Origin of the sequence: Pseudomonas sp. HMWF021 (assembly GCF_003061005.1) — a bacterium.
In the GTDB taxonomy this organism is placed as follows: Bacteria; Pseudomonadota; Gammaproteobacteria; order Pseudomonadales; family Pseudomonadaceae; genus Aquipseudomonas.
This window is the reverse complement of sequence record NZ_QAIK01000112.1, coordinates 20,292-32,038: the sequence shown is the minus strand read 5'-3', so window position 1 is coordinate 32,038 and position 11,747 is coordinate 20,292. Positions and strand designations below refer to the sequence as shown.

Genomic DNA, 11,747 nt, shown 5'->3' with positions numbered 1-11,747 from the left:
GGCCAGGGTGACGCAACCCGGCTCCTGCCACAGCACATGCTCACGGGTTTCATTCGACGGCTTGCCTTGCTGTTCACCCGCCGCGCTGCCGACCACCGGACGCACGCCGGACCAGGTCGACAGCACATCGCTCGCCGTCACTTCCGCACCTGGAAATTGTTGCGTGCAAGCCGCCAGCAGATAGTCGAGTTCGTCGGCACTGATGCTCGCGCTCTGATCCAGATTCTCGCGATGATCGAGGTCGGTGGTGCCGACCACCGTCGCCCCTTCCCACGGAAAAACGAACACCGGCCGATGGTCGCGCGCATGCAAAAAAGTGAAGGCCTGCGCCACCGGCAAACGCCAGCCCGGCAGCAGCAGATGGCTGCCGCGCAAAGGCCGCAGTTGTCGTGGTGCCTCGGGCAAACGCAGGCGCTCCGCCCACGCCCCGGTCGCCACCGCCAGCACGCCGCAACGCAACTGCAGCGACCCACCCGCTTCGCAATCTTCGACCTGCACCCCGCACACCCGACCGTTTTCGCGCAGCAAATGTTCGACGCGCACCCCGTTGAACACCGCCGCGCCATCGGCCCGCGCTTCGTGCAACACGCGCATCACCAGCCGTGCGTCATCGGTCAGCGCATCGATAAAACAGGTGCCGCCAATCAACTCGTTTTCCTTTACCCCCGGTGCGAGAAAACGCAGTTGCTGCGCGTCATGAAATCGATGGCTGCGGCGTCCGGCCAATGCGTCATACACCGACAACAAGCCACCGAGCACACGCGGCCCGGGAAAGCCGCCGCGATAGTGCGGCATCATGAAACTCATCGGCTCCACCAGCCCCGGCGCTTCGTCGAGCAAACGCTGACGTTCGCGAACCGAGTCACGGGTCAGCCGCCACTGGCCCTTGGCGATGTAGCGCAAACCGCCGTGAACCATTTTCGACGATCGGCTGGAGGTGCCCCAGGCGAAATCCCGTTGTTCCAGCAGCAGACAGCGCCAGCCACGTCGCGCCGCTTCGCGCAGAATGCCGGCACCGCTGATGCCACCGCCGATGACGATCAGGTCCCACGTTTCGTCGGCCAATGTCGGCAAGGCTTGCTGGCGCCACGCGGCGTTCCAGTCCGTGTGCATGGCCGTCACTCCTGCAACAGCGTGCCGGGGTTGAGGCGCCCGGCCGGATCGAAGTGCCTGCTCAGCGCCTGCAAGGTGTCCATCGCCAGCGCGCCTTTCTCGCGCGACAGGTACGGCGCGTGATCCTTACCGACGCCGTGCTGGTGGCTGATGGTGCCGTGGTTGTCGACGATGGTCTGGCTGGCCGAGTGCTTGAGTGCCTGCCAGCGCGCCAGCGTCGCCGGATAATCCGCCGCCGGGCGAAATACATACGTGGTGTAGATACTCGAGCCTTCGCCATAGACGTGGGAAAGATGAGTGAACACATGCACCCGTTCGCCCTCTGCCGCCAAAGCGTCACGGAGGCTGTTTTCGATCAGATTGAGCAGGTGGTCGACGTTGCTCCAGTCGGTGGCGGTTTCCAGGGTGTCGACCACGTAACCGGCGTTCCACAGGTTCTCGCGCAGGTAGGGGAAACGGAAGCGGTTCTGCGCCCATTTCTTGCCAAGCAAAGTACCGGTGAACACACCGCCGAAGGCTTTCAGATGCTGCCGCGCCTGGCTTAGCGACAGTGCGTTTTGCCGACGATTGCCGGTCACGCCGAAGGTCAGCAGGCACTTGCCTTCACCGGCGCCGCGCAGGTTCAGATACTTTTCCAACCAGGCGATCTGCTGCGGATGCCCGGCCAGCGCCAGTTGGGTTTCGGTCTCCACCGCGTTCGACAAACGCAGCATCGACAGCGGCACGCGTGCCTGGGCCAATTGGCGGATCGCTTGCAGCGCCTTGCTCCAGTTGGGCAGAAACACGCCGTAAAAACGTTCATCGACCGGCAGCGGACTGACCCGAACTTTGACCTCGGAAATGATCCCGAAACGGCCCTTGCAACCGAGCACCACTTCGCGCAGATCAGGCCCCGCCGCCGAGGCTGGAAAGGTCGGAATTTCCAGTGGCCCGGCAAAGGTTTCCAGGGTGCCGCCAGCGAACAATTGCTCGATGCGCCCGTAGCGCAACGACTGCTGACCGCTGGAGCGACTGGCGACCCAACCGCCCAGCGTCGACAGCTCCCACGACTGCGGGAAATGCCCCAGCGTGTAGCCGCGAGCGCGCAGCTGACTTTCCACCTGCGGGCCACTGGCACCGGGGCCGAACGTCGCCAGTTGGCTCTGCTCGTCGAGGTCGAGCAGACGATTCATCCGCGCCAGCGACACCGTCACTACAGGTCGCGCCGAATCCGGCGGATTGATATGCCCGGCCACCGAGGTACCGCCGCCGTAGGGAATCAGGCACAAGTCCTGTTCATGGGCGAGGGCCAGCAACTGGCAGATCTGCCCGGCAGTTTCCGGAAACGCCACCGCGTCCGGATAGTTGCCCAGCGCACCTTCGCGCAACGCCAGCCAGTCCGGCAGGCTCTGGCCCCGGGCGTGCAGCAGACGATCATGGGCGTCGACGCTGTACAAGGCGTGCGCCGCCAGCCGCGAAACCGGCACCCGCGCCAAAGCTGCCTCCAGCGTGGCATCGGGCAACACGTGCCCTGCCCCCAACCGTTCATGGAGAAAACTCGCGCCCTGGGCCGGCAGTTCGACCACCGTGGTTGCATCCCCCCAGCCGTTCCAGCGTCGCATGCGTGTGTCCTTCTTATGCAGTCTGATCAGTGATGTGGCAGGCCTCCATACTAGTCAGCGGCCAAAAAGTGTCACGGTCGCATCCGGCCAGTTCGAGTAGCCAATTGAGTCAAACGTCGCGCAAGTGTCAGCCATTTACTTTAGTCGGGGTTTCAAATTACCTTTCAGGCATTCATTCGCTCACGCAGGCCTTGATCAAGGAATTCGGATCATGCAATCGCTCGGCTTCACCTCGGTTCCGCCGCTGCTCAAATACGTGCGCCATGCCGAGCAACTGGGCATGGCCATCGAGCCGGCGTTGGCGGCAGCCGGTTTGCAGGCGCAGCAACTGAGCGACAACAGCCTGCGCCTGCCGGGCGAAACCCATGAGCGCCTGCTCGATTATTTCTGCGAGCACTCGGGCGATCCGCTGTTTGGTCTCAACGCGGCCAATTTCGTCCTGCCCAATTCCTGGAGCGTGCTCGGTTACATCACCATGAACTGCGCGACCCTGGGCGATGCGATGAGCCGGATCATGCCGTTCGAAAAACTGGTGGGCGACATGGGCGTCAGCCGCGCCGAAGTGCAGGACGGCCACGTGCACCTGATCTGGACTTGCCGCTATCAACGCCCAAGGATTCGCCGACATCTGGTGGAAAACGTCCTCGGCTCCTGGCTGCAATATGCACGCTGGATCGCCGACACACAGATGTCGCCCGCCGCCGTGTGGCTGGAACACCCGTGCCCGGCAGACGCTACACCGGCGCAGTACGAAGCGTTTTTCGATTGCCCGGTGCTGTTCGATCAGGCCTATTCAGCGCTGATCGTGCCGCTGGCGTATCTGCAGTTACCGCTGCGCCAGGCCGACGCGCAATTGCTGCGTACCCTGGAAGAACACGCGATGGGCTTGATGGCGACGCTGGAGGATGCGTCGCTGGAACAGCGGGTCAAAAGCATCCTGCGCCAGTTGCTCAAAGAAGGCTTGCCGCGCAAGGAACAGGTGGCCGAGCAGCTCGCGGTGTCGGTGCGCACGTTGCAACGCCAGTTGCATCAGGCGGGGACGTCGTATCAGCAGATTCTTGATGATTTGCGTCAGGAACTGGCGGAGCATTATTTGCTCAACAGCACGTTGCCGATTCAGGACATTGCGCAGTATCTGGGGTTTACCGAGCCGCGGTCGTTCCATCGCACGTTCAAGAGCCGGCGCGGGATGCCGCCGGGGGAGTTTCGGCAGATGCATCGGGGGTGACGGGACTGGCCTCATCGCTGGCAAGCCAGCTCCCACAGGTTTCTTGGTGAAGCACAAATTTTGTGTACGACGCGATCACTGTGGGAGCTGGCTTGCCAGCGATGGCGTCAGTGGCCACCTTAATGGATTGGCAGCGCTTTTTTTGTATGGCTCGACTCAGACACTGATCGCGTTGGTGAACACCAGCCGATTGCCAAACGGATCAGCAATGGTCATGTCCTGACTGCCCCACGGCATTGCCTGAATCTGTGGGTGCGAGAACTTGTAATCCTTGGCCTGCAACTGCTGCTGAAACACCTCCAGCTCATCGGTCTCGATGCGCAGCGCCGAACCCGGCGTCGCATCGCCGTGATGTTCGGACAGATGCAGCACGCACTCGCCACGGGACACCTGCAGATACAGTGGGAAATTCGCTTCGAAGCGATGCTGCCAGTCGATCTTGAAACCGAGGAAGTCGACGTAAAATTCCAACGCCTTGGCTTCATCGAAGATCCGCAGGATCGGGGTGGTTTTGCCGAAGCTCATGGGGTGCTCCCTGACTGGTTGGCCCAAGCGTGTAGCCGGGCTGGATGTCAGCAATTCGGCTTGGTTTCGACATTCTTTAATCTCAGAGTGCCACTATGAGACGCAGATCAAAAGATCGCAGCCTTCGGCAGCTCCTACAGGGGCTTGGCAATCAATTGAAACCTTCGCGCAAATCCCCGTTCCGCGCCAGAAATCGCCCCTCCCGTCGACCGTTCGCCTGTCCGTCGCGATAGCTCAACACGCCATTGACCCACACCCCGTCAATCCCCTGCGCCGCCCGTTGCGGATCATGAAAGTCCGCCACATCGCGCACCGTCAAAGGATCGAACATCACCAGATCACCCCAATAGCCTTCACGAATCTCGCCGCGTTCCTTCAGGCCAAACCGTGCCGCTGACAGTCCGGTCATCTTGTGCACGGCGGTGTGCAGCGCAAACAACCCGACATCACGACTGAAATGTCCGAGCACCCGTGGGAAAGCGCCCCACAGGCGCGGATGCGGGAACGGATCTTCCGGCAGTCCGTCAGAGCCGACCATCGTCAACGGGTGCGCGAGGATTTTTCGTACATCCGCCTCGTCCATGCCGTAGTACACCGCGCCCGCCGGTTGCAGGCGCTTGGCCGCTTCGAGCAGTGGCACGTTCCATTCGGCGGCGATGTCGATCAGGTCACGGCCGCTGACTTGAGGGTGCGGCGTCGACCAGGTGATGGTGATGCGGTGAGCATCGGTGACCTGCTTCAGATCCAGCGTCGAAGAACTCGCCGCGTAGGGATAGCAATCGCAGCCCACGTGCTGGGTTTTCGCCGCTGCTTCCAGCGATGCGAGCAACTGCGGACTACGCCCCCAGTTGCCGACACCGGCGCATTTGAGGTGGGAAATGATCACCGGGGAACGCGAGTGGCGGCCGATGCTGAACGCTTCGTCCATCGCCTCCAGCACCGGTTCGAATTCACTGCGCAGGTGCGTGGTGTACACCGCGCCGAATGCGGTCAGTTCTTCGGTCAGTTGCTTCACTTCGTCGGTGGAGGCGTTAAAGGCACTGGCGTAGGCCAGGCCTGTGGATAAACCGAGCGCGCCGGCTTCAAGGCTGTCACGCAGCTGCTCGCGCATCGCGGCGATCTCGGCTGGCGTGGCGGTGCGGAACAGGTCGTCGAGGTGGTTGCTGCGCAGTGCGGTATGGCCGACCAGTGCGGCGACGTTCAACGTGGTGTTCGCCGCTTCGACGGCGGCGCGGTAATCGCTGAAACGTGGATAGACGAATGCCGCTGCGCTGCCGAGCAGGTTCATCGGATCCGGCGGATTGCCTTTCAGGCTGACCGGCGAGGCGCTGATCCCGCAGTTACCGACAATCACCGTGGTCACGCCCTGGCTGAGCTTGGGCAGCATTTCGGGCTGGCGGATGACCACGGTGTCGTCGTGGGTGTGCACGTCGATGAAACCCGGCGCCAGTACGCGGCCGACGGCATCGATTTCTTCGGTAGCGCGAGCATCGTGCAAGTCGCCGATGCGTTCGATGCGGCCGTCGAGAATCGCCACATCAGCGCGGTAGCCGGGCGTGTTGCTGCCATCGATGACGGTGGCGTTGCGGATCAGCGTGTCGTACTGCATGTCTGTCTCCCGGGGGGAGTCAGCGTCAACTCCTGCCCTTGATCAAATGGTGATCGAAGCCTTGCTCCACCAGATACCGCCAGGCTACCTGAACCTCTTCGGGGATGGTCTGCTCGACCTGAAATCCCAGCGAAGGGTAAACCATGATGCGGTGTACATCGCCGACCATTTCGTCGATCAGGCCCAGAACCCCGATCAGGTTGCTGACGTCATCGGGAAATCGGAACGACGGCGCATCCACAAAGGCTTCCAGGCCAGGCCATTGCACGGGCAGGGTCAACGCCACGCGCCGGATCGAATTGGGTTTGGTCAGAAACGTCGCGCGGCGCACGTCGGGAAACATCGCTCGGGCGAACGCGATGTTTTCGGCAAAATTGGTCGCGCGGGTTTCCAGAGTGAACTGCTGCGCCCTCACCCCTTGCGCCAGGGCATGTTGAGCAAAAATATCGGCTTCGGTGCGTTCCCACAAATGCCGGGTCCAGTTGCCGGTATTGCCAGTGAACAACAGGTGCGGTGCCACGCCGTCTTTCAACAGTTGGCAGGCGTAATCGCAGACCCGCAGGTCGTAGGAGCCACAGACTACGATCAAATCACTGGCGCTGTGTTGGCGCCCCGCACCGAGGAATTTCCAGAGCACGCTGGCGTGCTGCAACGTCAATGTCATGAGCGGGCAAACCTTTGGGTCGGGTGCGTGTTGATGAACAGCGCTCCATCGGCATAACCGTGCGCGCCCCTGCCGTCCAGCCTGAGCGCAAGCCGGGTGAAATCGGCATACAGGCCTGCGGCGCCATGCGCGGTCAGCGTCGGGTCGTCGCCAATGCCGATGCACAGTGCGCCGCTGCTGACCGCCGACTGCACACCGCTGACCGAGTCTTCGAAGACCAGGCATTCGTCACTTTGCCGGCCCAGTTGTGCCGCCGCCAGGCGATAGGGATCGGGCGCCGGTTTGCCGCTGCGCACATCGTCGCGACAGATGATGCTGTCGAACGCCGACGTCAGGTGGTGTTGCTGCAGAACGTGTTCGACCCGCGCCCGCCAACTGCTGGTGACCAGCGCCAGCGGCACGGCGTGCTCGCGCAGTCGGGCGATCAACGTCGCGACGCCCGGCACCAGCGCACAGTTCGTCACCTGCTCGATGGCGTCGACTTCACGCTTGATCGCCACCTGCTGCGCTTCGTCAAACTCGGCGAACAAGGTCTTGAGGGTGTAACCGCCGGGACGACCGTGGATGTGTTCGTCGATGAACGCCTGATCGACGCTGAGCCCGTACTGCCGCGCCACGGTGATCCAGGCGTGTTCAATCACCTCGCGGGACTGGATGAGCACACCGTCCATATCAAAGCAGACGGCTGTAAACGTTTGTTGAGCCATGAGTTGAACTTCGCATTTTCTGATGAGCAATGAACGCCAGCACCGTTCCGACCAACGCGAACAGCGCCATCACGTAGTAGGACCACTGCGGCCGGGTCTGGTACAGGTAACCGGCGAAAGGTGTGGCCAGGCCCATGGGCAAGGCCACCGCCAGGGAGTAATAAACCCCTTGAGTAAAGACCTGAATATCCTGCGGTGCCTGGTCGCGAATAAAACGCATGATCGCCGCGTGGTAGGCGGCAAAGCTCAGCGCGTGCAGGCACTGGCCCAGCAGGATCAGCGACACCGCGTCGCTGTTGGCAAACAGCGCCCAGCGCAGCGCCGCACAGACGCTGGAAAACATCACCAACGACAGCGGCGCGCAAAACGCCAAGACCTTGTTGGACAGCGCGAACCAGGTGATTTCCGCAATCACCGCCACCGCCCAGAACATGCCGATCGCCGAGGAAGAGAAGCCCTTCACCCCCCAACCAATCGAGGCCGTGGAAAAGTACAGGGTGTGACTCAGTTGAATGAAGCTGGCGGCAGCAATCGCAATCAACAGGCTTTTGTGCGCCAACAGCGCCCGCCACTCAGGCCGTTTGCGCGCCGGGCCGGGCGGCGCCAGATGCGCCCGCGACACTTGGCGCTTCAGGTGCAAACACGCCACGGCGGTGAGTAACATGCTCGCTGCGATCACCAGCGGCACCCACGACTGGCTGTACTGCGCAAACAGAAAACCACCGAGGGTCGAGGTCAGGATAAAGGCCGATGAGCCTACCGCCCGCACCCAGCCGTAATTCTGCAGGGCCAGTTTGTCGCGCTTGAGCAGATAGGATTCGGACAGCGGCAGCACCACCATCCACACCCCGCCAAACAGCACACTCAGGCACACGAACATCCACAAGTGCGGCGGGATGAAGTAGAACAGCAACGTACACAACGCGGCGGTAACGCTCAGAACAGCGGCGAGCCGCAACTGATCCACGCGCCAGTCGGCCACATAGGTGATCAGCACCCCGGTCACCACCTGCGGCCAATACGCCGCAGCGATCAGCAAGCCGATTTCACTGGCACTGAAGCCCAGGGAATCGAGCCAGGTCGGCCAGAACGGATAGATGATCCCTTCCGCCGCAAAGAACCCGAAAAAGATTAAATACATGCGTCAACCATACGCCCGGTACTCCTGAAACAGGGCTCCCCGGGGAGCCCTGAATACCATCCATTTATTCGAAGCGTTGTTGAGTAAAGCTGTTTCTGCCCTTGCGCCAGACAATCAGCGATTCACTCATGACCACCAGATCGACCATGCCTTCTTTCAGCGCATCCAGTGCGTCCTGGGAAGAGCACACGATCGGCTCTTCATGGCGGTTGAACGAGGTGTTGATCAAGGCCGCCTGACCGGTTTTCTGGTGCCAGGCCGTCAGCAGGCGATGCATGAACGGGTCGCTCTGCGGGCGAATGATCTGCGGGCGCGCGGTGCCGTCGATGTGCACCACCGCCGGACTCGCCTCGCGGAATTGCGGATGGCAATCGTAGGTCATGGTCATGGTGTCGGCGGCCACTTGCTGCTCGTCCCAACCGACGTAGCAGGCCGGCGCCTGCTCGATGGCGGTGACCGGGCCGAAGGGCATGAACTCGGTGCGATGCATGCGTTTGTTGAGCCAGTCGTTCACCTCGGCATCCTGCGCGTGATAGACGATGCTGCGGTTGCACAGCGAGCGCGGGCCGAACTCCATCTTGCCCTTGAACATGCCCAGCACCTGATTTTCCGTCAGGGCCTCGGTCAGCACCTCGATGATGTTCGACGGCGTGTGATAACCGAGTTCAGGGTAGTCACGAATGATCAGGTTGATGTTCTGCGAAACGCTGCGCGATTGCGGGCCAAGCATCATCGACGGATTCTTGAAACGGGTGCCGTTTTCCAGGTACGCGACGCCGACTGCCGCCGCCAGTGCCAGGCCGCCATCGCCCATGCACGGCAGCACGTAGACGTCTTTGACGCCCGGAATCTCGCGCAGGCGCTGGTTGAGTTTGACGTTGCCGAACACGCCGCCGGCCAGGCACAGGTTGGCACTGCCGCGCTGCGCCAGATGATGGCTGACGGTGGCCACCAGCAGGTCTTCGCTGTGACGCTGTACAGCGGCGGCGATGTCCTCGGGGGTTTCCCGGGCAAACAAGGTTTCCAGCGGCTCGCTGTAGGTGTTGTAGGACGGCAGGAACATATCGCCGCAGCGCGCCTTGATGCGGCCGTCTTCGAAACGGATCATCTGCTGCATCACGCCCAGCAGTTTCTGCGGATCACCGAATGCGGCCAGACCGGTGACCTTGCCTTCGTGGCGGTTGGGCTTGTAACCGAGCAGGTGGGTGATCCGGCCATAGAAATAACCGAGGCTGTCGATGCTGGTTTCGCGTTGCAGCACCGTGGTTTCTGTCGGGCTGTACCAGGTGACGGTCAGCGACTGGAAATCGCCGCGTCCGTCGCAGGTCAATGTCAACGCTTCCTCGAATGGCGAGCAGACATAGGCACCGAGCGCATGGCACTCGTGGTGATCGATGTAATACGCCTTGCCCTGCAAACCGTTGTCGACAATGAACTGGTCGAATTCGCCGCGCTTTGCCTTGTCGTTGCTGATTTCATCGGTCACCCGTTGCCGGAATTGCGCCAGCCCCTCGGGGTTGTTCCTGACCTCCTCGACAATGCGATCAAAGTACAACTCCAGATGTTTGTCGGCACTGAAACCGGCGTTCCATCCGTAGGCGACATGATCGACGTCTTCCAGCGACACGCCGGCCTGGCTCAACACAAACTCGATGGACTGGGCCGGCCAGATTTTATGGTCCTTGATGCGGGTGAAACGCTCTTCACTGACCGCCGAAAGAATCTGACCGTCACGTACCAGGCAAGCACCCGCCAAATCATTGTTCGTAATACCCAAAATGATCATAACTATTCCTTGTTTTCGCCAATTGAGGTGACGGCTTCGCCCACGCGCGTAGCGTGCAATGCAATAACCAGAGTCAATGACAGATGCCGGCCGTCATGGCGGACCATTACTCATCGGGAGGTCGCGGATTCATGTGTGTCCGCCGGGGGATACGCCTACGAGAAGGCATCAATGGGTGTCGCCATCGCAAATTCCTTTTGCCAGAAAAACTCCATGGGTGGTGCCGTGCTGAACGGGCCTCATGCCCGCAACACGTAGAGGGCGACATCCATCGCAGCCGCCCTCGTTTTACCGCGGTAGCAGCCTAGCCGGGAATTTCCCGAGTGCTCGGACAAGTACTCGCTAAAAATTAAATTCCACTGGTATTCGGCGTATTTGCGGGGGTTTACCGGGACAGAAACGGGCGATAGCGGCGTGCCAGCCGAGACTTCTGTTGTTTGATCCAGCGCTTTCGCGAGCAGGCTCGCTCCTACAGGTTGATTGCATTCCGTCAGTCAGAATGCGGTTCACTTGTGGGAGCCAGCCTGCTGGCGATGGCGGCGTAACATCCAACACAGATGCTGACTGGTCGACCGCTATCGCTGGCAAGCCAGCTCCCACAGATTCGGTGGTGTTTGGATGGTTTGTGTAGGGCTCACACCATTTCGTTACGAATCCAGTCCACCACCGACGTACGCTTCGGCGCCCAGCCCAGCAGTTCCCGGGCGTGTTTGCCGCGTACGCGGCTGTTGGAGCCCAGGCCGTAGTTGGCCATTTCGTAGCCCCACTCGGCTTCGGCATCCTTCAGTGGCCAGTCCTGTGGCTCGCCGAGGTTCAGGGCTTGGGCCATGGCGGTGGTCATGTCGATGAACGACGCTTCGCCGCTTTCGACGAAATAGAAAGTGCCCGGCACGTTCTTGGTCAGCGCCAGCAGGTATAGGGCGACGACGTCTTCGATGTGCACGTTGGACCAGATGTTCTGGCCCGTGCCGACATGACGCACCACACCGCTTTTGCGCGCTTGCTTGAGCAGGCGCGGCAACTGCACGCTGTCGCGATTGACGCCCAGGCTGTGGCCGTAGATCAGCGTGTTGCAGATCACCGCAGAGTTCACGCCATCCTGCGCAGCGCCGAGGATCAGGTTGTCGATCGCCACACGGGCAGCCTTGTCGACGGTGGGCTCCGGCAGGTTGTCCTCAAAGTAGATGACGTCACTGGATTTACCGCCCGAGGCATCGCCGACGATGCTCGAACCGCTGGTGTGCAGAAACACTTTGTGCGAGCCGCGCAGGGCATCGAGCAACGCTTCGACCGCGCCGCGATGATCGCTGCTGGCGGCGTTGATCACCGCATCGGCGGCGCGGGCCTGTTCGGCCAGCAATGTGCTGTCTTCG

The 11,747-nt window shown here is 61.5% G+C and carries 10 protein-coding genes; 1 reads left to right on the top strand and 9 read right to left on the bottom strand.

Features of this window, described 5'->3' with window-relative positions; all coding sequences use genetic code 11:
• A partial coding sequence (locus DBR18_RS15210; RefSeq protein WP_256588718.1) for a glycerol-3-phosphate dehydrogenase/oxidase occupies nucleotides 1-1,113 on the bottom strand: 1,113 nt, incomplete at its 3' end.
• Nucleotides 1,114-1,118: 5 nt separating this feature from the next.
• Nucleotides 1,119-2,714: an FAD-binding oxidoreductase gene (locus tag DBR18_RS15205; RefSeq protein ID WP_108590922.1), complete on the bottom strand. Its 1,596-nt coding sequence runs from the start codon at nucleotides 2,712-2,714 to the stop codon at nucleotides 1,119-1,121.
• A 211-nt stretch (nucleotides 2,715-2,925) separates the two neighbouring features.
• Between DBR18_RS15205 and DBR18_RS15200 the strand changes: the two genes are divergently transcribed.
• Nucleotides 2,926-3,942, top strand: coding sequence for an AraC family transcriptional regulator (locus tag DBR18_RS15200; RefSeq protein WP_108590921.1), 1,017 nt, complete (start codon nucleotides 2,926-2,928; stop codon nucleotides 3,940-3,942).
• 156 nt (nucleotides 3,943-4,098) lie between these two features.
• On the opposite strand, the gene DBR18_RS15195 is transcribed toward DBR18_RS15200, so the two are convergent.
• The 7 genes from DBR18_RS15195 to DBR18_RS15165 form a co-directional block, all read right to left on the bottom strand.
• Nucleotides 4,099-4,467 carry a glyoxalase superfamily protein gene (locus tag DBR18_RS15195; protein ID WP_108590920.1) on the bottom strand — a complete coding sequence of 123 codons (369 nt, stop codon included), beginning with the start codon at nucleotides 4,465-4,467 and terminating at the stop codon, nucleotides 4,099-4,101.
• A gap of 151 nt (nucleotides 4,468-4,618) precedes the next feature.
• Entirely contained in the window at nucleotides 4,619-6,076 is a 1,458-nt protein-coding gene (locus DBR18_RS15190) for an amidohydrolase family protein (protein WP_108590919.1), read from the bottom strand.
• A gap of 25 nt (nucleotides 6,077-6,101) precedes the next feature.
• Entirely contained in the window at nucleotides 6,102-6,740 is a 639-nt protein-coding gene (locus tag DBR18_RS15185; protein WP_108590918.1) for a YdcF family protein, read from the bottom strand.
• Nucleotides 6,737-7,411, bottom strand: a complete 675-nt coding sequence (locus tag DBR18_RS15180; protein ID WP_256588717.1) for an HAD family phosphatase — start codon at nucleotides 7,409-7,411, stop codon at nucleotides 6,737-6,739. Before DBR18_RS15180 ends, DBR18_RS15185 begins: the two co-directional genes overlap by 4 nt.
• A gap of 1 nt (nucleotide 7,412) precedes the next feature.
• Nucleotides 7,413-8,588 carry an MFS transporter gene (locus DBR18_RS15175; protein ID WP_108590916.1) on the bottom strand — a complete coding sequence of 392 codons (1,176 nt, stop codon included), beginning with the start codon at nucleotides 8,586-8,588 and terminating at the stop codon, nucleotides 7,413-7,415.
• Nucleotides 8,589-8,652: 64 nt separating this feature from the next.
• On the bottom strand, nucleotides 8,653-10,374 hold the full coding sequence (locus DBR18_RS15170; RefSeq protein WP_108590915.1) for a carbamoyltransferase C-terminal domain-containing protein: 1,722 nt from the start codon (nucleotides 10,372-10,374) through the stop codon (nucleotides 8,653-8,655).
• Nucleotides 10,375-11,008: 634 nt separating this feature from the next.
• Nucleotides 11,009-11,747, bottom strand: a 739-nt coding sequence (locus tag DBR18_RS15165; RefSeq protein ID WP_108590929.1) for an NAD-dependent epimerase/dehydratase family protein, incomplete at its 5' end; no start/stop codon positions are given.

Bases quoted from the DNA above. Each gene is read 5' to 3' on its own strand.
- DBR18_RS15205 (WP_108590922.1), bottom strand. From the start codon at position 2,714: ATGCGACGCTGGAACGGCTGGGGGGATGCAACCACGGTGGTCGAACTG.
- DBR18_RS15200 (WP_108590921.1), top strand. From the start codon at position 2,926: ATGCAATCGCTCGGCTTCACCTCGGTTCCGCCGCTGCTCAAATACGTG.
- DBR18_RS15195 (WP_108590920.1), bottom strand. From the start codon at position 4,467: ATGAGCTTCGGCAAAACCACCCCGATCCTGCGGATCTTCGATGAAGCC.
- DBR18_RS15190 (WP_108590919.1), bottom strand. From the start codon at position 6,076: ATGCAGTACGACACGCTGATCCGCAACGCCACCGTCATCGATGGCAGC.
- DBR18_RS15185 (WP_108590918.1), bottom strand. From the start codon at position 6,740: ATGACATTGACGTTGCAGCACGCCAGCGTGCTCTGGAAATTCCTCGGT.
- DBR18_RS15180 (WP_256588717.1), bottom strand. From the start codon at position 7,411: ATGGACGGTGTGCTCATCCAGTCCCGCGAGGTGATTGAACACGCCTGG.
- DBR18_RS15175 (WP_108590916.1), bottom strand. From the start codon at position 8,588: ATGTATTTAATCTTTTTCGGGTTCTTTGCGGCGGAAGGGATCATCTAT.
- DBR18_RS15170 (WP_108590915.1), bottom strand. From the start codon at position 10,374: ATGATCATTTTGGGTATTACGAACAATGATTTGGCGGGTGCTTGCCTG.